Source organism: Flagellimonas olearia (assembly GCF_004150225.1).
GTDB lineage: Bacteria > Bacteroidota > Bacteroidia > Flavobacteriales > Flavobacteriaceae > Flagellimonas > Flagellimonas olearia.
The window spans coordinates 273,604-293,823 of sequence record NZ_ML142909.1 but is presented as its reverse complement, the minus strand read 5'-3'; the positions used below and the strand labels follow the sequence as shown (position 1 = coordinate 293,823).

20 protein-coding genes are annotated in these 20,220 nt (G+C 36.3%); 10 read left to right on the top strand and 10 right to left on the bottom strand.

Features of this window, described 5'->3' with window-relative positions; translation table 11 throughout:
* Positions 1 to 3 precede the first annotated feature (3 nt).
* Together DN53_RS10300 and DN53_RS10295 are read right to left on the bottom strand one after the other, a co-directional pair.
* Positions 4 to 3,336, bottom strand: coding sequence for a SusC/RagA family TonB-linked outer membrane protein (locus DN53_RS10300; protein ID WP_129654193.1), 3,333 nt, complete (start codon positions 3,334 to 3,336; stop codon positions 4 to 6).
* Between the two features lie 85 nt (positions 3,337 to 3,421).
* Positions 3,422 to 4,348, bottom strand: a complete 927-nt coding sequence (locus tag DN53_RS10295) for a dihydrodipicolinate synthase family protein (RefSeq protein WP_129654192.1) — start codon at positions 4,346 to 4,348, stop codon at positions 3,422 to 3,424.
* 318 nt (positions 4,349 to 4,666) lie between these two features.
* On the opposite strand from DN53_RS10295, the gene DN53_RS17930 reads away from it, so the two are divergent.
* The 3 genes from DN53_RS17930 (at position 4,667) to DN53_RS10285 (ending at position 7,482) form a co-directional block, all read left to right on the top strand.
* Positions 4,667 to 4,831 (top strand): hypothetical protein, encoded by a 165-nt coding sequence (locus tag DN53_RS17930; RefSeq protein WP_165357361.1) that lies wholly within the window; start codon positions 4,667 to 4,669, stop codon positions 4,829 to 4,831.
* Between the two features lie 791 nt (positions 4,832 to 5,622).
* Positions 5,623 to 6,885, top strand: a complete 1,263-nt coding sequence (locus DN53_RS10290) for an ImmA/IrrE family metallo-endopeptidase (protein WP_129654191.1) — start codon at positions 5,623 to 5,625, stop codon at positions 6,883 to 6,885.
* Positions 6,886 to 6,888: 3 nt separating this feature from the next.
* Positions 6,889 to 7,482, top strand: coding sequence for a P63C domain-containing protein (locus DN53_RS10285; RefSeq protein ID WP_129654190.1), 594 nt, complete (start codon positions 6,889 to 6,891; stop codon positions 7,480 to 7,482).
* 46 nt (positions 7,483 to 7,528) lie between these two features.
* On the opposite strand, the gene DN53_RS10280 is transcribed toward DN53_RS10285, so the two are convergent.
* From DN53_RS10280 to DN53_RS10255, 6 genes are all read right to left on the bottom strand, one after another.
* The gene (locus DN53_RS10280; protein ID WP_129654189.1) at positions 7,529 to 8,152 is read right to left on the bottom strand and encodes a dual OB domain-containing protein; all 624 of its coding nucleotides are present in this window, start codon (positions 8,150 to 8,152) and stop codon (positions 7,529 to 7,531) included.
* Entirely contained in the window at positions 8,149 to 8,625 is a 477-nt protein-coding gene (locus tag DN53_RS10275) for a DUF488 domain-containing protein (RefSeq protein ID WP_129654188.1), read from the bottom strand. The genes DN53_RS10280 and DN53_RS10275 overlap by 4 nt, the downstream gene beginning before the upstream one ends.
* A 2-nt stretch (positions 8,626 to 8,627) precedes the next feature.
* Positions 8,628 to 9,179, bottom strand: coding sequence for a DUF488 domain-containing protein (locus DN53_RS10270; RefSeq protein WP_129654187.1), 552 nt, complete (start codon positions 9,177 to 9,179; stop codon positions 8,628 to 8,630).
* An 89-nt stretch (positions 9,180 to 9,268) separates the two neighbouring features.
* Positions 9,269 to 10,039 carry an ImmA/IrrE family metallo-endopeptidase gene (locus DN53_RS10265; RefSeq protein WP_129654186.1) on the bottom strand — a complete coding sequence of 257 codons (771 nt, stop codon included), beginning with the start codon at positions 10,037 to 10,039 and terminating at the stop codon, positions 9,269 to 9,271.
* Positions 10,032 to 10,436, bottom strand: coding sequence for a hypothetical protein (locus DN53_RS10260; protein ID WP_129654185.1), 405 nt, complete (start codon positions 10,434 to 10,436; stop codon positions 10,032 to 10,034). The genes DN53_RS10265 and DN53_RS10260 overlap by 8 nt, the downstream gene beginning before the upstream one ends.
* A complete protein-coding gene (locus DN53_RS10255) occupies positions 10,423 to 11,067 on the bottom strand; it encodes a sigma-70 RNA polymerase sigma factor region 4 domain-containing protein (protein ID WP_129654184.1) in 645 nt (214 codons plus the stop codon). The genes DN53_RS10260 and DN53_RS10255 overlap by 14 nt, the downstream gene beginning before the upstream one ends.
* A 317-nt stretch (positions 11,068 to 11,384) precedes the next feature.
* On the opposite strand from DN53_RS10255, the gene DN53_RS10250 reads away from it, so the two are divergent.
* Entirely contained in the window at positions 11,385 to 12,626 is a 1,242-nt protein-coding gene (locus DN53_RS10250; protein ID WP_129654183.1) for a hypothetical protein, read from the top strand.
* Between the two features lie 134 nt (positions 12,627 to 12,760).
* On the opposite strand, the gene DN53_RS10245 is transcribed toward DN53_RS10250, so the two are convergent.
* Both DN53_RS10245 and DN53_RS10240 read right to left on the bottom strand, forming a co-directional pair.
* Positions 12,761 to 13,858 (bottom strand): hypothetical protein, encoded by a 1,098-nt coding sequence (locus DN53_RS10245; protein WP_129654182.1) that lies wholly within the window; start codon positions 13,856 to 13,858, stop codon positions 12,761 to 12,763.
* A gap of 1 nt (position 13,859) precedes the next feature.
* On the bottom strand, positions 13,860 to 14,651 hold the full coding sequence (locus DN53_RS10240) for a sigma-70 family RNA polymerase sigma factor (protein ID WP_129654181.1): 792 nt from the start codon (positions 14,649 to 14,651) through the stop codon (positions 13,860 to 13,862).
* Positions 14,652 to 14,784: 133 nt separating this feature from the next.
* Here DN53_RS10240 and DN53_RS10235 point away from each other — a divergent pair, with 133 nt between their 5' ends.
* The 6 genes from DN53_RS10235 to DN53_RS10210 all read left to right on the top strand — a co-directional run bounded on the left by DN53_RS10235 (position 14,785) and on the right by DN53_RS10210 (position 20,157).
* The gene (locus DN53_RS10235) at positions 14,785 to 15,048 is read left to right on the top strand and encodes a hypothetical protein (protein ID WP_129654180.1); all 264 of its coding nucleotides are present in this window, start codon (positions 14,785 to 14,787) and stop codon (positions 15,046 to 15,048) included.
* A gap of 78 nt (positions 15,049 to 15,126) precedes the next feature.
* Positions 15,127 to 15,630, top strand: coding sequence for a hypothetical protein (locus tag DN53_RS10230; RefSeq protein ID WP_129654179.1), 504 nt, complete (start codon positions 15,127 to 15,129; stop codon positions 15,628 to 15,630).
* A 441-nt stretch (positions 15,631 to 16,071) separates the two neighbouring features.
* Complete coding sequence (locus tag DN53_RS10225; RefSeq protein WP_129654178.1) at positions 16,072 to 16,875, top strand: AraC family transcriptional regulator; 804 nt, start codon at positions 16,072 to 16,074, stop codon at positions 16,873 to 16,875.
* Positions 16,876 to 17,023: 148 nt separating this feature from the next.
* Entirely contained in the window at positions 17,024 to 17,509 is a 486-nt protein-coding gene (locus tag DN53_RS10220; RefSeq protein WP_129654177.1) for an asparaginase domain-containing protein, read from the top strand.
* A 25-nt stretch (positions 17,510 to 17,534) separates the two neighbouring features.
* Positions 17,535 to 18,557 (top strand): threonine/serine dehydratase family protein, encoded by a 1,023-nt coding sequence (locus DN53_RS10215; RefSeq protein ID WP_207211107.1) that lies wholly within the window; start codon positions 17,535 to 17,537, stop codon positions 18,555 to 18,557.
* The gene (locus tag DN53_RS10210; RefSeq protein ID WP_242502113.1) at positions 18,541 to 20,157 is read left to right on the top strand and encodes a serine hydrolase; all 1,617 of its coding nucleotides are present in this window, start codon (positions 18,541 to 18,543) and stop codon (positions 20,155 to 20,157) included. Before DN53_RS10215 ends, DN53_RS10210 begins: the two co-directional genes overlap by 17 nt.
* Positions 20,158 to 20,220: the final 63 nt, after the last annotated feature.

Below are 20,220 nucleotides of genomic sequence, written 5' to 3'. Positions count from 1 at the left end.
TTTTTAAAATGTTACATTAAGTCCGACCGTAATGGTTTTAGGTACCGGAAATTCCCCGTACTGCACGCCACCAACCTCAGGGGTATCCCCGCTCATACTTTTAAAATAATGCAGGTTGGTCCCTGTTACATTAATGCTCAACCTTTTGATCACATCATTAAAATATTCAGTAGGGACATTATACGTCAACGTTACTTCCCTCAGTGCCAAATAATCCCCCTTTTCCCAGAACTTTTCGTTGGCCTCAGTCTGCAAGCTTCCTATGCTTTCGCTTCCTCTCCAAACGTTCTTGGTACCATTTACAAAAACAAAACGGGGCCAATCGGTATCGGTATTGTCAGGGGTCCATGAATCCAAGACCTCGATCGGTTGCTCCAAGTTACCCTGTGTCTGGGCATACCCTTTGTTCCTGATATGGTTCCATACCAAGTGTCCTGTGGCAAAATCCGTTTGCACGAACAGACTAAAGTTTTTGTAGGTAAGACTGGTGTTGAAACCTCCAGTAAAATCAGGCGTGGTACGTCCAATAACTTTTCTATCGAGGTTATTGATCACTCCATCCCCATTTTGATCGACCCACTTTACATCACCTGCCCATCGTTGGTTACGGCTAGCTCCGGGCACATATTCATCAGTAATGCCATTATCGGCATCCGCCTCGGCCTGGTTGGCATAAATGGATTCCTGTTCAAAGGCCACCACCAAATCACCTCCATAGCGTTGTCCTTCTTGAAGTCCACCGACCCACTCTTCTTGGCCTGTTTCAGAATTCCAAATCAAGGTTCCACCCTGCCTGTTCAAATCATTGTCATTTTCAGGCAGTTCCACCACATAGTTCTTATTGGAAGTGATGGTGGCCCCTAAGTTCCAAGTAAAATCATCTTTTCTGATGATATCCCCATTTATCTGGAGTTCAACACCTCTGTTTCTATAAGTTCCATTATTGGTCCTTATAGAACCGAAACCTGTATAATAGGGCAAGGTCAAGTTTGCAATTTTATCCTTGATATCCCTTGAATAAACATCCATGATCAGATTCAATCGACTATTGAACAAAGACAGATCCAAACCAGCGTTTAGCGTTGTTGAACGCTCCCAAACCAAATCTTGTGTTGGTAAACTTGAATTGGCATAACCTGTTTGCCCATTATAGATTCCTTGTCCGCTATAGGCTCCAAAAACCACATAGTTCCCTAAATAATCTGGTGCCCCAGGAGGGGTCAGTGAACTAACATTCCCATTGACACCATAACTCAATCTAGGCTTTAATACGGATATGGTCTTCTCTAGTCCTGAATCTTGAAAGAAGTTCTCGTTATGCACATTCCAACCAAGGGATGCACCCGGGAAGAACCCGAATTTGTTGTTACCCAACCTTGAGGCACCGTCATTCCTGAATGTAAATCCAACCAAATATTTGTTATCATAATCATACAGCAACCTACCAAAAGCCGATACAATGACTTGCTCGGACTCAAAGGTGGAGGGTATCCCATTGGCCTCTGCCCCTGCATTGAGCGTCTGGATCAGATCCGTTGGGGAATTCCTGGTTCCCGCAGAGGAAAGAAAAATATTATCTTTATAATATTCCGCCCCCACCAATGCATTGACATTGTGGTTTCCAAAAGATTTAATGTAGTTCAGGGTGCTTGTCAACTGGTTTCTCAATGTTCGGGTCAAGCTAACGGACGCTTCACGTCCGGTGCGTAAAGGCCCCGTATTGCTGCCAACCCTATAGGCTTTGTTAAAACTCTCGTTATGGTTATTGATGGTGAAATGGCTTCCGTTCAAAGAGAACTTCAATTCATCCATAAGATTCCAATCGAGGCCCACCGAAGCGGTTAAACGCTGTTCCAAGTTCTTTCTGACAAACTTATCCTGATAATACAAAGGGTTACCAAAACCTTGGTTCTGCCCTGGTGCATATTGATCGGACCAAGTTCCATCGGGATTGCTATCATAGGTTCTGGAGGTTGCCGCTTGACCTTGGAACCTTCTGAAAACCGTATCTTCGCTCCCCAACCCTCCCAGGCTTAAATTGGAGTGGGAATATAAAATATTGGAGTTCACCTTGAGCCTATCACTGATTTTATAAGATCCACTGAATTTACCGGAATACCTTTTAAAACCCGTTCCCAAGGTAAGCCCATCGTTGTCCAAAAGACCCAATCCTAAGTAGTATGTACCTTTTTCGTTGCCTCCATCAAAGGATATATAATGGTCCTTGGATTCACTGGTTTGATAAATTCGGTCCCCTACATCCTTATTGTCATAAAACAGAATCTGTTGACTAGGATTTAAAATATCCGGAATGGATTGCCACCCTGGCTGATTAAGGAGGTACTGATTATCTGAGGTCAATAATTGCGTGGTAAAGGGGTCATTTGTGGCATTATTTCCAGTTGCCGCACTATGGTTCCCATCCAAAAAGGCACTAAACGCACCAGGGTCGCCGGACGCCTCCCTATACCAAGCCACTGATTGTCTGTTGTAATCAATGTGATCTGCCGCCCCTATATATTTTTGATCATTGCGCTCATTGTTTACGCTATATCTGTACTTATAATTGATGGAAGACTTACCTGATTTACCCGTCTTTGTAGTGATCAAAATAACCCCATTGGCCGATCGTGCACCATAAATGGCCGTGGCCGCCGCATCTTTTAATACCTCTATTGATTCAATATCATCTGAGTTTAAGGCGTAAAAGGAACTGGGAACCCCATCAACCAAAATCAATGGAGCGTCACTACCACTAAAATTGGTTCCTCCACGTAGTACAATTTCTGGTGTAGATCCCGGCTGGCCTGTGGTATTGGTCACCCGTAAACCGGCAATGGTACCTTGCAGCGCCGTGGCCGGATTGGAACGTGTGGCACTTTCCAAAACCTGGGTATCCAACTTTGACACAGACGAGGTCAAGGTTGCCCTTGACTGCGTACCATATCCCGTTACCACCACTTCGTCCAACATCGCCGTATTCTCCGCCAAAATCACATCAACAGTGGTTTGGTTGTTGACCGCTATTTCTTGGGTGGTGAACCCAATATAACTGAAGACCAAAATATCACCAGCATTAGCTTCAATGATATAATTGCCATCAAAATCTGTTTGGGTTCCATTGGTGGTATTCTTCACCAAAACAGAAGCTCCGGGTAGTGGCACACCATCTGAGCCTGTTACATTTCCAGTGACCTTTACTTCCTGACCATACATTCCGTCCGAAAGCAGACCAACCAATACAAAAAGAAGGAATTGAATGAGCTTCCCCTTTTTCAAAGGGCTTCCCACCAGATTACCTCTTGAACATTTTTCTGCATAGTTTGAGAGTTTCATAAATTTTAAAGTTTGATTATCTAAGTGTTATGTAGCGAATATAAAAATTATTTGTATTATGTATTACATAATTCATTAAATTTTTTTACTGTTGAGCTTTGTCATCGTGAAAAGGCTTTGACATATACCCATAAATTTCCATCTCTTCAAAAAAGCGTCTTGCTTTTAAAAGTTTATCATCATCGAAAGCCTTATGTGGAAAGCGGCTGGGACCCATATCCAATCCGAACTGTTTCATAAAGCTCTTACTTCCCCCGTGAAAACCACCTAAGGACTCCAGGGTCTCTACAAAAGTGATAGCCTTTTTCTGTAGAAGTTTTGCCTCTTCCATTTCACCATGGGACACACAAGAAGCGATTTTGATATACAAAGGGGCCAAATGGTTATAGGTACTACCAACCCATCCGGTTGCCCCAGTCATGAGGCTATCCATAAATTTTTCATCTATCCCGAAAAAAAGACTTATTCTTTCCGGGGCAAACTCCAAACATTTACCAAAATCCTGTATGTGGTCATTGGTATATTTAATACCTGAAAAGTTCGGAATCATTTCCGTTGCCCTATCCAAAAAATCGGCCATTAAAAAATCAACTCCGGTCAAAACAGGAATATGATAGTAGTAAAAGGGCAAATTGGGTGCAGATTGCGCCACCTCGGAGCAGTATACCAATAAATCATCCATACGCTTAGGTCTGAAGTAAAAAGGGGGCAAAGCTGCTATGGCATCAACAATGTCCGAGGAGTGTTCTGCCAACTCTTTACTTTCCCTTAAATTGGTATGTCCCACATGGTTGATCAGGTAAAATCCCTCGGGCTTACTTTTACCCCAGGCTTCAATAAGTCGTTTGCGCTCCAAAGTACTCAAGGACACAAAATCGCCGGTTGAACCGTTTACAAAAGCCCCCATTACTTTATTCTCCTTTAAAAACTTGGCATAATCTTTAACAATTTCCAGATTCAAGTTCTTATCTTCATGCATTGGCGCATAGGTGGCTGCTATAATTTTTTTCATATTGTATTATGTATTACATATTGCTAAGTAAAACAATTAATACATTTAATCAAACAAAAAACAAAAATATCTTTGAAAATCTATCAATCCAATAAAGTAACCTATTGGAAATAAACCAAAAAAACAAAAACCTATGTTCATGCAATCTACCAATCTACGGAAACATTGTGCAAGTGGCTCTGTTCCCAACTGATTACCTTGTAATTATATCTCAAGGGCAATCAAATCCTTGGAACAAGGTTATGGTAAATTGCAAAATCGACTAGATTAGAAGATATTGAAGAACTTTCTAGTATTAAAATAAAATTAGCAGAGTTCATGCAACTTAGCAAGGAAGAAGTTTATGACTACATGTTTGCCACTTATGAAAAATCATCCACGATTGGTATCAACTACGGATATCAGAGGTTTGAAAAATTACTTGCTCCTTTTGGATTGTCCGGACGAGTACCAGAAGTTGTAAAAAGGATTTTAATGAACTAACTCAAGTCCGAAATCTTCTTATGCATAGGGGAGGAATCATTGACCGGAAAATCATCAAAGCTCTTCCATGGCTGAAACTTAAGTATGGTGAAAAATTTATAGTGGACAAAACAAGATACATCAAGTATGATCACTCCGTTGCCATTTATTTGACTACCCTAATTATAAGGTCTCGAAAAAAATGGAACGTTCGACAAAACGATTTTGTCAAAGAATTTAACGCCAAACATTTTCCTAAGTAAGGCTTCAAGAATTACACCCATCACTTTATATCCTTTTGATCCATACTAAAGTCCTAAAATTAAATTTTTGGGTACAATAGGTGAATTTTTAAAATCTAAAAAAGATTTTGAAAACAAAAAACCCACTGAAAATCAGTGGGTTAGATTCTGTCGGGGTGGCAGAAACCACATCCAATTTTTAATTATCTAAATATCAATTCTTTGACACTTTAATCTTAAGGGCATTCCCGTTAAGAACACGGAAAGCAAAAAACAACTTTTGAACACAAATTTTATGTGTTTCTCTTTGTCTAAGATAGTAATAATCTTTCCCTTACTTTAATAAAGTATGATAAACCTTACGATAACCATAAACCAAACCTCTTCAAATCACCATTTATAATAAATTCTATGATTGATGGTTGGTTTGAAAAAAGTAGCCTCTAAATACTATTTGAACAATTGTTCAAAAGCTTGTTTATAAAAAGTTTGGTTTTTTTTCCAAACTTTTCCTCTTATGTCTAATTTTACTGATATACCACAAATATTTTATTTGGTTATTTCACTCAAATGAGCAAAAAGGACAAACATAGTGATGTAAACAGGCTTTTAAGAGATTTATTCAAAGACGATGCTAGGGTCAAAGCTTTTCAATTGAAAGAATTGTTTGAGCAGCGTCTTGACGATTTATCTATTACTAAGCATCAGGCCTGCATAATATTGGATGTTGAAAATAAAACTTTAGATTCAGTTTTAGAAGGTGACTCGAAGAAAATAGATTTTCTCACTATACTTAAACTATCCTATCTTTTGAATATTTCTCACCATGACCTAATTGATAAATACTTCGATTTAGTTTTTGACACTAAGAAAGAAAGCATAGAAAAAGCTAGAAAAAGAAGCTTTTTGGTAGATAACTTTGATTTGCCGGAACTTAAAAGAATTGGATTAATTGATAGCATAAATGATTTTGATGCTATAGAGTCAAAAATAAAAAGCTTTTTTAGCTACGAAAATATTTTTGAATATGGAAAAAACAAAATATCTGCAACACTAAGTTCCGGAAAAAGGAAATCCGGGAAAAAGAGTTTAAATTTTTGGTTTGAAGCTGTTTGTAAAAGTATAGAAAAAACACCCAATCCCAATACATATGACAGGGAGGCTTTAATTAATTACTTTCCTAAAATCAGAATGCACAGCATGAATGTAGAAGAGGGTTTGTTGGTGGTGGCACAGAAACTTTTCAAATTTGGTGTGACCTTAATTATTGTGCCAAAATTCAACAAAAACCTTCATTTACGGGGAGCAACATTCAGCCATAGAGAAAAACCCTGCATAGCACTTACAAAATACACCCAGTTCTATCCAACCCTATGGTTTGCTCTTATCCACGAGCTTTATCATGTACTTTATGATTGGGATACTATCAAAAATGAAAAACATCATTTTAGTATTGAAATTGATGATTCTGGAAAAAGGAATGTTGCCAAAATTATAGACGATTTTGAGATTGATGAAGATGAAGCCAATGATTTTGCAAGAGAGTATCTATTTTCCAAGGAAAAACTAGAAGAGGTACTACCACATATTGACGAACCCATGTTTATTGATCGGTACGCAAGGGAAAATCATGTACACCCCAGTTTTGTATACAATTTTTATTTATGGGAATATGGAAAAAGCTCCTTATACGGTAAATACAATAAATTTTTTCCAAAAGATGAGTATGACAATCTTTTGGAAAATTTTAAGGTAGGAGATTACCTAACATTTAAACCAGTCAAGGATATCAGTAGGGATAGAAATATAAATCTTAAGTACAACACCATTTAGACTATGAAAGAAGAAAAGCTAAAAAAATCTGGTCTGGAAGAAAAGGTTATAAAGAAAATTCGAGATCGTGCAGAAAGACAAGAACTCTTATTCGAGACCGAATCTCTTCTTCCCAAGAAAGAGGAAATAAACAAGGAATTGGAAAAGTTCCAACTCCGTAATGGAAGAACCACATCAATAAGAGAAATAAAGCACGTAATTCGGGATTTGGCTAGGGAATACCAACCTATGTTTCCAAATAGCAAACCTTTCTTCTCTTTAATATATAAACTAAACGGATGGGATGGTTTAAACCCTAATGATTTCATTAAGCCACCTATTTGTGCCATTTGGATTAAGCAATTTATATATGGGCGATTTGACCGAGAAGTATTGCCCAATTTGTTGGCAAAAGAAAATCCATTGATAACTGGGTATATCAAGAAATATAAATTGTTTCAATTTTTGAATGATGAGGGATTAGTATACTTGGAGAAGTACATAAATGACATGATAGAGGTGATGAAAATATCAAAGGACTGGGATGATTTCGAAATAAAGTATACCAAACTTTATCCTATTTCGGTCCAACTTAAACTTAAGCTGAAAAATAGGTAAATTTTAAACTTGGCCATAAATTTTTATTGTCACTCAATATTGAATACTACAAATCATACCAACCGGATAATTGAAGCCAACATTTTCGTTCCTCATCAGGACTGAATGAAACCCACCGGGCTAATGAAATCCTTAATAAAGTTCCAGCAGGTATGGCATCAACAGGTTCTTGAAATCCTTTAAACTTTAGGCTTCTGTTTCCATTCACAGATGGATATCTATATCTAACCCCATTATAATCTCTTCTCAATAAACGTCTATCAGTGAGCCAAAACCCCACACTATGGGTTGGGACACCTCCATCCCTATCTATAAAACCACTTCCATTTCCAGTCCATTGAATAAGTCCATCGAATATATTGTCTGGATGTCCTCTCCAAATTGGAATATCCCTTTTTTCAATAAACTCTAGGATAGTTATCCCTTTCTTAAGCATTCTTTTTCTTGTACGCTCTAAAACTAAAACATCCTCAACATGCGGGGGAGTAGTGTTAGGTTTAATTCGAAATTTGATATCCCAAGCCTGCATAGGTTCCAAGTCAGTATCCTCAGGCTGGTTATCTCCGTTAGAATCCAACAATCTTACATATCTACCATCCATCGTCATGCCACCAACACAGGAGCGGCCATTCATGTGAGTTTTGGAAAGTATGACAACCGTGGCCTTCATAAATGTGTGACCTTATACCCTAAGGTCGATAGTTTGTCAGTAACAATAGATCTATGGCATGCTTCGGGCTTTTCCTCAACACAAAATAGAGCTACTTTATTTGCTCCCGCATTCTCAAGCTGGTCAATAAATTGATTGAAATCAAAATTCTTCAAAACTCTTTCCTTGTAAGCAATTGAAAATATTTTGCCCAACTTAGTCCGATTTCTTTTAACCTGACCTAACTGAAGGTCAGCTTCTTTCTGAAGATTTCTAATCTCAGTTGTAGGTGCCAGTTCAATAAAATGCCCGTAGTTAATACCTAATCCATGAAGTTTATCTTGTAGTCGGTTGCTATTAACAAAAGCATATTTTGATCCTCTTACTCCTCTTCTCTGTCTAATATCACAAAAGGTGTCGATTCTATTCTGTAGCAATTTTTCAAAATATTCTTGTTCATTAGAATTGTATACGCCCAATGTGAAGAATTCCATTTCTAATAGGTTTTTCGAGATGTGAAGTCTATTTCCTCCCCAAACAAATCGACAATAGCCTTACCCTTGTTCAATTCATTCATAACCAACTCCTGAGACTTAGTTATTCCGGATGGAACTATATGGTTTATTGAAATATCATGTTTCAATAGTTCCTGTCCGATTAATTTACTTCTATGGCATTCTTCAGGCTTTGATTCACTACACATAATTGCTATGTTAACCTTTTTTGAATTGGCCACAATTAATCGCTTAAGTCCTTCCTTAAAAAAATCCTTTTCTTTGATTTTATCATAAATAACCTTCCCTTCAAAATCGTAACAACCTCTGTCTTCGGGAAGCCCCCCAAGACTATCCCCAACAAACACATAATTTATTCCATGTGTCCTGAGTTTTAGATCAAGTGATTCCTGATTGAATGGGACATTCCATTTGGAATAAGGTTTGGACCTTATATCAAGCAAGAATTTAATTTCAAATGACTTCAATTCATTAATAAAGTCATCGATATTCTTGTTACCATATCCAGTAGAGTATATTGTTGATTTTCCCATGTTCAAATTTACTAAATAAACAGCTCTTAATGAGGTAATCTTCTTAACACCAATTTGTTAATAACACACAAGGAATATAACCCCCCCCCTTAAAACCAAAGGCAAGTAAGTAAGCTTTCCTCACCTATTCTAATACTCTGTTCCATCAAATCCACATCTTCAAAGTCCTCAACCTGAAAATCCTCAGGAAACCAGTCCATAGGTGCTACCTCAACTGGATCTTGCTCAATTTCTCCATACTGATAAAAATCGTATGCACTAGTTCCCTCCTGTACTTTTGAACCAATTTTCAAAAACTTTAAAGGGAAATCTTTAGATTCAACCTTCCAAGAAATAACCCCTTTATTGCTAAAAACAATGCTTACCGGGGTATTACCTATCCTACAATATTTCAAAAGAGTAGCGGTTTGGGAAGCTCCAAAGAAGTCACATAATTCCCTAATTAATTCAAAACTGAAACTTTTGTTCTTAGCATTAGATTCCCTTATAAATAATTCAGTGGGCATTAAAAGTTCAGATGCGAATTGATTTGCCTCTTCTTCGTGTTTTCCCTTAGAATACCATTCATTAAGAGTCCTTTTATTATCCGAAAACAGAGGCATAATTTTTTTATGAAGACTCAAATGCCCAATTTCATGGGCAATTACGAAGTTTCTTTTAGGATTATAGCTAATGTCAGAGTTCACGGAAATGACCGAATAATTTTCTTTCATCAAAATTCTCCCTTGACTACCTTTCATTTCAACGTCTCTTATCATAGCATTTAATGAAATCCCAATTTGATTCAACGATAAATCCCCAGGTTTTTCCCAACCCAAAGAGTCCAATAACCTTTTTGCTTCAATTTCAGGCCTAGTCAAGTTCTCCGCGTTCTATTTTGTCCTTAAGTGCTGAAATAAATATCAAAAACTCTTCATCTTCAGCAATTGCTTTTTTGTCTTTTTCATCCAACTCTTCAAACTTGCTAAATAAAGGAACCAGCTCGGCCATATCTTGTTGAGGTATCAATTCTTTTAATTTATCAACTCCCATTTTTTTGATTCTTATGAATTCATCATAAGCCCTATTGTATCTATTCTGATTTAGAATCCCTTTAGCAATTGCCCGTTGTCTTAGAACATTCCTTAAATGACTTTTGATAAAATCGTTGTCATCATTTAACTCTTCGATATAATCCTCGGGTAACTTGTGATAGTTTATTTCCATCAACAAGCCGTAAAGATTATTTAAAGTTTTAATTGCCTCATCCCTTTTCATCACCGTCCATTTTTCTTAACTGTCTTAGAAATTTTTCCCTGACCTTATCAAGTTGCTTAGGCTTAATACCCATAATCTCAGCAGTCTCGTTCCTCTTTAGCCCCTCTTTTGCGCATTCCCAAAAAATTTTTAAGTAATCATCATCAGAATTCATCATGAATTCCTCAATCAATCCGTATTCTTTCTCAATTTGCATTAATTCATCTTCATTTGGCGGGGGGTGATCTTCTAAATCATAAAAACTCTCTTCCACATTTTTCGGTTCTAACGAAACTATATCAGGAATTTTCCCTTCTTCTACTTTCCTTGCATTTTTGGCAAGAACTGATTTATATGATTGCACAACCGTTGATATCCGACTATCAATTATTCTTATCAACTGCTGATCTAGAGTGTATTCATCCTTCCATTCCCACTGGCCAAAAATTATACCATTATACGCAAATGCCAAATAATATTCATGTGCTGGAACTTCAAGATATTCGGTAGAATGAGCTCCTTGCTTGGTTCTTCCTCGAAGTCTAAAACGCAAATGGTCCCGACACTTTCTCAATGCAATTTCCCATTCAACATTACTGATATGATCAAGCTTTTTTGAATTTCCTTCTAGATATTTCCCAACATCCTGCATTTATATAATAATTGTAAAATAATAATTTACCCCAATGGGGGAACAATATTTTTTTCGGTTAATACAATATTGAGGGGAAATACTCCGAAATATAGGAAAAATTTTACAACGAAAGGAGGTGTTATTTATGGCAAAAGATTCAGACGGTAGAAAATATAACAGAATACCTGGTCACACTAGAAAAGTTGGTGGAAAAACCATCAAGGTAAAACCACATGTTAGAAGCAACAGGAAAGATAGCAAGGGTGAGAACTAGACTATACACCAGTCCCCTCCTTAATTAGGAGGGGCATTTTTAAAAATTAAAATTTATAACGATGAAAGTAGGTGAAAGAAAAAAAGTTGGGTACAGAGATTTCCCAATAAATGACAATGGTGTTTCTGTAAAAAAAGCACTTAAATTAATTGAAAACAGTGACCATTATGAAAAGTTATATGACTGCTTTAAAATATCAGGAATAGAAGATGAGTTCATTCCTGTTACCGGGGCTAACTCTTTGGTCAATGATGTACTAGCTATTGATTCCAAGTTCACAAAGTTTGATGTTGCAACCAAACTCAAAAACGTTAGATGTGAAAAAATTCTAGACAAAAAGAGCGCTATCATAGAAATCTCCAATATTGAAGACGAAGATATTTTAAAAATAACCGAATCAGATTTAATTGCAGGGACTACAAAATATTCCGTTAAATCTGAATTTCTAGATTTATTCAGTGCCGACAAATTTTTAAATTATTGTCATGATAACGAGTATGATGATATTATTCAAACCAATCTAAAATCGTTAGACAAAAAGAATAGTGAAAATGACTATCAAAAACAATTTCGCTTCCTTATTGACAAAGACAACAATTACTTTGTTCGTGCTATCACCTCTGTAAGCAGATACAAGGACTATAATATAAAGTTTTCAGTGTTTGTTGCATTGATTTCAATACATCAAATAATGAAATCCCAAAAGGAAGAATACATGGTAAGATATTATACCTGTAGTGAATCAGATATAAGAATAGTATTCACTCGCATGAACTATAAAAAACTGATGAAAGGGTTAGAAGTTGGTTTTGAATTGGAATTGGTCAATGATGAAATAAAGCGGGATGCAGTAAAATTCAATGGATTGTTCAGTCTAAACTTTGGCAAAGAAGACAACTTAATCATTAAACCAAACTTAAATGCAAAAATGGCTTCATTTTCGCATCAGGTTGGAGTGGATAAAGTTGTTGGTATACTACAAAACTTGGCAGAAGCAATAAATGAATTTGTGAACACAATACATAAAGATGCAGAGTACATAAAAAAAGCTCAATCTCCACAGGACTTAAAAAACTATCTTTTTGATAAGGTTAAAAAATCAAAACAAAAAGAATTCAGGGAAAAGTATAGAAAGCAAGTCCAAGCATTCATTCAGAAAGAAAATGTCAATACTATCTTTCAACTCTTAGATTTGATGAACAAAGTAGATCTCATGATTGATGATTCAGATATCAAGGCTAAAGATTTTTGGAGACACAAGCTTTATGAAATTTTAGTAGAAAGCAAAAAGCCCAATGCTTAATTTAAAAATACAGTTTAATTTAAATTTGCCTATACGGTATGATAAGAAAGCCCACGCGTTGTATATGCTTTTAGCATTTAGTGAGTGTCTATAACCTCACCTTACGGGTGTACAAGCACCCTCCATCGGTTTTGTTAATCAATTATCACTTCGAGACCTGCTTTATTGGCCTTATATTTTATTTTGGTCATCAAATCATTGTAGCTCCAATTTCTTAATACAAATCCCTCTTCTTTAGCAATCTCAGTTTTTTCCTCCTGATTCAATAGTATGAGGGTCCCTGCCCTATGTTTAACACAAAAATCAATCAACCTCCGGCTATAGACATGCAAACGATTATGTACATATTTACTTTCCGTTTGACCAAGTCTGTCAACTGCCTTTAGTTTTCTTTTGATGCCTTTACCCGATTTGGAATAGGTTGCCCCGATCTTTGCCCGTCTGTGTGCCGACTGGATTGCCAGTCTTCTGTATAAAAATTCTTCCTTTGTACCAATGGTAAGCCTTGCTTTGCCAACCTTTACGACAATAGGATATTCTAGGGATAGAGAGGCTTCTGCAATAATCTCCGCTCTTAAATCATGGTTTTCTTTTTCAATCTCGAATACCGCTAATAAGAAAATCTTGCCATCTTTTAACTTGATGTGTGATGTGCATAGTTTAGTTTTTCCCTCCGCTACCCGCTCCAACAACGTCCGTTTATCCGTAAAATCCTTTCCCAAGTAGGTTTTAAAGGGAATCCGAAATAAACGAAAGCAAAAGGCATTCTTCTCTTCGTTATAGGATAATCCACTTATACCCTCCAAGTCAAAAGGGAAGGCCATATCCCTCTTGAAATTTTTCAAGGAGCGTTCACCGTTCCAATACTCTGGTCTGTTCTTCTTGAAAGATGAAATCAATGCCTGGTTCAAATTGGACAATATGTTTGTGGGGATTTCTCCTTTAAAACGGTCTGATACCACTCGATAAGTGGTATTGGTCCTAGAACGATTTAGGATTCCTTGTTCATCCTTCTTTTCATCAGTCAATTTATATTTTATCCCCTCTGATAGATAAAAGAATTCCTTTATCATTTCCTGTACATAAAGGTGGGTCACTATGAGGTTGGCCGCCCTAAAGCATCTGTTCTGCCACTGGTACAGTTTATCCAAGGCCTGTTTCTTTTCCTCCAGGGTAGGGAGGTCAATCAGTATTTGGATCTTTCGAGTGAGTTTTAGCGTTGACTTTTCCATACTAGGCTGATTGCAATTGATGTCTTGCTTCCATTAGCCTATAGGCTATCATGAATTCCTGATGCACCTTCTTTTGGGAGAGATTAAGTTCATTGGCTATTTCGGAAAAGGAATACTTTAATTCACAACGCATTTTAAGCACCTTTGTCTGCTCTTCTGTCATCTCGCAGGTAAACTTTATCCCATCCGTCTTGTGATTACCGGAGTCAAGCTTATTTCCTTGATGAAGAATGGTTTTAATATCTTCAATGGCTTCTTTGATTTCTCTACAAGTTTCATTGATGCCTTTTCCCATTACCTTGGAAATAGCCTTATACTGAAAGCCATATTTCAAACAGAGATTGATCACATGTCTTTTGCTATCATCCAATAAGGGCAATACGCATTTGATACTTTCGAACTTCTCTTGTTCCCCTTCCTGAAGTTTAAAATTATCTTTATCCTCACGAGGGTCATACCCGACCATATAGTCTTGGTAATTCTCAAAACTCTCCAAAGAGTGGACTTTCCTGAAAAACTTGTTTCTAGGGCTTGTATAGTATGTAATGCACTCCCTTTTCATCACAAACCGCAGGAAAAAATAAATATGCTTGGGTGATTCCAAACTGTCCCTATTAACCCACAACTTTAGGAATACATCCTGAACCAATGTCTCCACAACAAAACCATCATCGAGAAAGCTCTTGCCCAACCAGAAAATCTGTCTATTGTATTTGGTATAGATGTCCGCAAAAGTCGAAGAGCAACCTTTCTTCAACAATTCAAGATGTTTGTTGTCGATATTTGAAATCACAGGCTTGAAATTTTAATAATAACTTACCAAATGTAATCATTTATTTATTATTAGTATTTATTTACTTATTATAAGTATATTTTACAGTACTATAAATGAATTACTTGTCATTTTAGGGTTAACAAATACGCCCATGACAAAAAAAGATGATCATAAAGACCCTGCACTGGTTTCCATAGGTTCAATGTTCGAGACGGGAAAAATTCGAAAGATGTACACTCTTGCAGAATTATATCCGACCCGAATAGCGAAATCCCTCGGTATTAATTATGGCAGGTATATGGTCAAACTGAACCATCCCGATAAGTTCACAATGGGAGAAATAGTAAGACTTGCAGACTTATTAGATATAGAGCCTGACATGATAACCAAGGTAATATACTCTGAATTAAAGTGATTGCGGAATTCGCTGCATTATACTTTTTACGCTATGATTATTCTTTTAAATCTTATTTCCTGAGAGTTTAAAACAACAATGAAACTTATTCGAGTAGGTGCTTTTGTTTCGGAATTGATTTTCCAAGCTGAACTTGTATCGAATTCTTACGAGAGGTTGAAGGAAGCTGTTGATGACTTTGATAAAACTGCCGTTTGGTCAAGTATACAATCCATTTTAATATCATCAGGTAATATTTCTAAAATTCTATGGCCAGCAAAATCAAAATATAAAGAAAGGGGCGAAGAACTTAGGAAACTTATAAAAATCGACCCTGAAAGTGTTTTAAGAAGCAGAAAATTCAGGAATAAGTTTGAACATTATGATGAATTATTAGATGATTTTTTTGAAGACAAGGAAACCTACTCTTACACTGATTTGGCAATGAATCCATCGTTATATTCATCAATTGGAGAATCTTGCCACAGAGGGTATAACTCTTTCGATAATACTCTAATAATCCATGGGGAAATTTTGGATTTAAATGATATTGTAGATTCTGTGGAACAAATAAAGCTTAAATCTAAAAGCTTGTTTATTTAATATAGTAAATTGACTACATCTACTTGCAACATGTATCTAAAAGTATAGGCAACCCAAAGAAAATCATAATTTTCAAGTAAATAATGGAACAATCCCCAGAACTTGTGACACTTTAAAAATTAAATCGTCCTTATATGGCATTGAGGTTTTATGCTTTAAAGATGTATTTAAAATACAGAATTTCTTAGTGTTAGGATTTCAAAGGTCTTTTATGTCAATTCTTTCGACAAGTTTGTCCAAATTTTTAACATAAAACATTAAATTAAATCCACTAATAACTCTATAGTTTTGATTATCAATAAAATATGTTTTTGGCGTAAATTTTGAAGCCATTTAGTATATCTGTCAGGATAAAGAATAGTATTTGTTTGAACTTGAGAGTTATAATTTGGGCTATTTCATTTTTCAAATCCCAATGATTTAATCATAATATTAATTTCAATGTGTACTTATAGCCAATTGTATAAAGGAGCTTATACTGGGAATGTCGTTGAAAGAATAAATGTAGACAACACATTATTCAGTAAAACACAATATACTGCCGGAAACAATGAAGGGGGGTTTCATTGCCATGAAAACTCACATATTTCATTTGTTTTTGAAGGAGGAGATATAGAAAAAAACAAAAGAGAATCATACGAGCGAAAAGCTGGGGATATTTTTTTTTATGAAGCTGGTGAGCCTCATGAAACAATCTTTCGGTCTCAAACCTCAAAAAACTTGAATATTGAATTTGAAAGCACTTTTTTTTCTAGACACGAAATTTCGTCCAATCAGATAGATGTTGCCATTAATAAGAATCCAGATGCAAAGTTTTTGGTTCTAAAGATTTTGCAAGAGCTTGACCTATGTTACTCAAATAGCCACGAGACCATTAAGTTTCTAATTTTGGAATTATGTTTTTTGGGCAAGCAATGTTCTATAAACCGACCTGACTGGGTAAGGCAACTTGCAGAAATGTTAAATGATAGATGGGATGAACAGATATCCCTTGAAGAACTATCAATTGCTTTAAATGTTCATCCAGTAACCATCTCCAAACATTTTAGAAAGTATTTTTTTTGCACTTACGGGGAGTTTATGCGCAAATTAAAAGTTGAAAGAAGCGTTTCCCTAATTAGGAGATCCAAAATGCCTCTTACAGAAATTGCATATAGTTGCGGGTTTTCCGACCAGAGCCACTTTACCCGGAGCTTTAAAGGGTTTTTAGGATTTCTTCCAAAAGACCTACGTGAGATGCAGTAACTATTCCGGCTAATCTCATTCTATTTTTTAGATTTTCATAATAATAATTTCGTCATGTTCCTAATTTATAATCGATAAGGGAAGATGGGACTTGCCCTCATTGTGAGAAATGGGAAACAGAAGGGATTTCACCTCGAAAATATTTTAAATGAAAATCACTTTTATCCAAACAGGAGGAACCATTGACAAGGATTACCCAAAAGTAACTAAAGGATGGGCATTTGAATTTGGCGAACCTGCAATTCAAAGAATTATGGATAAACTCGAACCTGCTTTCGAGTATAAAATAGTTACCGCCTGTCAAAAGGATAGTTCACAGCTTCTGAAAAAAGATCTAGATGAGATTGCAAATTTAATAAGACATGATAATGGAGTGAAATTTATAATTACCCATGGTACCGATACGATGATTCAGACCGCATTATACTTGAACAAGGTTGTAAAGGATAAACTGGTTATAATTACTGGGGCAATCCGACCGGAAAGGTTTAGCAACTCTGATGCGCCAATAAATCTAGGAAGCGCTATTGCCGCCACCAATTTACTGGAAAAGGGAATTTATATCACAATGCATGGAGTGGTAAAATCTCATTTAGATATAAATAGAAATTTGGAAACCGGAAAATTCTTCTAAAATGATTTTTTTGAATTTACAAACCATGGATGAACCAATAATTGAAAAACAACTCTCTACATGCCATCAAAATATTTTGCCATACATACATAACACCCCTGTAATCTCGTCAAATTATTTTAATAAAATAACTGGGGCCAAAATATTTTTCAAATGTGAAAATTTCCAAAAGACAGGATCCTTTAAGGTCCGGGGAGCCTTAAATGCGCTCAAACATTTAACTGATAGCAAAAGACTGAACAGTGTAGTAACACATTCTTCTGGAAATTTTGCACAAGCGTTAGCCTTGGCTGCCCATAAATTTGGAATCCAATCCTACATAGTAATGCCAAGAAATGCACCAAAAGTTAAAAAAGAAGGGGTTTTAGAATATGGTGGTGTAATCATTGAATGTGAACCAACACTTTATGATAGGGAAAGAACCGCAAGGCGGATTTGTTTGGAAAAAGGAGCAACTTTAGTCCACCCTTCAAATGACTTGAATATAATCTTGGGACAAGCTACTTCCTGCAAAGAACTGTTGGAAGTTCATCCAAATTTGGATTACGTTCTTACTCCAGTTGGGGGAGGTGGATTAGTTGCTGGAACTATAATTGCTGTTAAGTACTACGGCAAAAGCACTTGTAGGGTGATCGGAGGTGAACCTTTTCAGGTGGATGATGCATATCGATCTTTAAGGAACGGGGCAATTGAATCCAATTCATCAACAAATACAATTGCGGATGGATTGAAAACAAATTTAGGGGAGGTGAACTTTCCGATAATTAGGGATGGGATTGAGATGATTGTTAGGGTAACCGAAGATGAAATAGTTAAGGCCATGAGGTTAGTGTGGGAACGCATGAAAATCATTATTGAGCCATCTAGTGCAGTTGCAGTGGCTGTATTAACGAAAAAAAAGAAGTTGTTTCATGAAAAAAAAATTGGGGTTATTCTATCCGGAGGGAATATTGATGTAGATGACTTGCTTTATAGATTGCACCAGAACAGTATCCCGCGCCAAGAAGCAAAAAATGAGAGAGGCTTAAATAATGAACGAAACAGATAGGGCATATCTGATTGATATTTTTCTTAGAAAGAAAACCATTTACGCATTGGGGATGCTAATAAGTCTTTTGGCCCATACACAAACATATGGGCAAATAACCTCTCAAAAAGTGGATAGTTTGGTTAAAACAGCAATGACGAAATTTAATGTTGTTGGAACAGCCGTTGCAATTGTAAAAGACGGGAAGATTATACACATTAAGGGGTATGGAGTAAAATCCAATTATACTAAAGAAGAAATTGATGAAAATACCCTATTCGCTATTGCTTCGAACAGCAAGGCGTTTACCACCACTGCACTTGCCATATTGGTTGAAGAAGGCAAGATATCATGGCAGGATAAGGTTATTGAACATATACCGGAGTTTAAAATGTACAATGATTATGTAACACAAAATTTTAATATTCAGGATTTGGTTACTCATCGAAGTGGATTGGGACTTGGGGCTGGTGATTTGATGTTTATGCCTGATGGGTCTGATTTTACGATAGATGATATATTGGTGAACTTTCAGCATTTTAACCCGAAATCAGCATTTAGAACAAAATTTGATTATGACAATTTGTTGTACTTGGTAGCCGGGGAGCTTATTGCAAGAAAGAGCGGAATGACTTGGGAGGAATTTGTAATACGGAATGTGCTTAATCCTTTAATGATGGACAACACTTTTCCTTCTTTAGATTATATCCTGGACGAGACTAACTCAGCCAAGCCCCATACAATGATTAGCGAAACTTTGAGGGTTTTATCTAATTTTAAAACCACTGCCAATGGAGCAGCAGGAGGTATTTTTTCAAGTGTTTCGGATATATGTAAATGGATGAATTTACACCTCAATAAAGGTAAATATGGTGAGAAATTGGATAAGAGCTTGTTTAGTGAGGAAAGTCACAATGAAATGTGGAGGCTGCATACTATTTACCAAACTAATAAAAGCTCAAGATACAACTCCCACTTTGCAGGATATGGCCTAGGGTGGAACTTAATGGATGTCAAGGGGAACAAGCTTGTCTATCATACAGGAAGCTTACCGGGAGTGGGCTCCAAAATTGTAATGATTCCTGACATAAACTTAGGCATTGCTGTATTTACCAATACTGAGCCTGGGGGGAGTTTTTTATATGAATCAATTATTCAGTCAATTATTGACAGTTATCTTGGGTTAGATTACTATAATTGGATCGACCACTATTTACAGAATTATAAAAACCAAGCCAATAGAACTGATTCAGAAACAGAAAAGGTCTGGAAGACTGCAAAGAAAAACTATGGTTCAAGCATTGAACTTGATAAGTATACAGGGATTTTTAAAGACAAGTGGTTTGGGAACGTTGAGATTTTTGAAAAAGAAAATCTATTGTGGTTTAAATCGCATAGATCTCCAAAATTGAATGGCCCATTGTATCATTATGAAACCAACACTTATGCCATTAAATGGGAATATAAAGACATGAATGCGGATGCATTAATATCATTCTATTTGGATAAGTGTGGGAAAGCCACACGTATTTTAATTAAGGGGATATCCTCAACAATTGATTTCAGTTTTGACTTCCAAGATTTGGATTTTTGGAGATTATATGATGATTCATGTGAATAGTATATCACTGACTTTAGATTCCATCAAGCCAAGGAAATATTTGTCCGGAAACAACAAAAGACT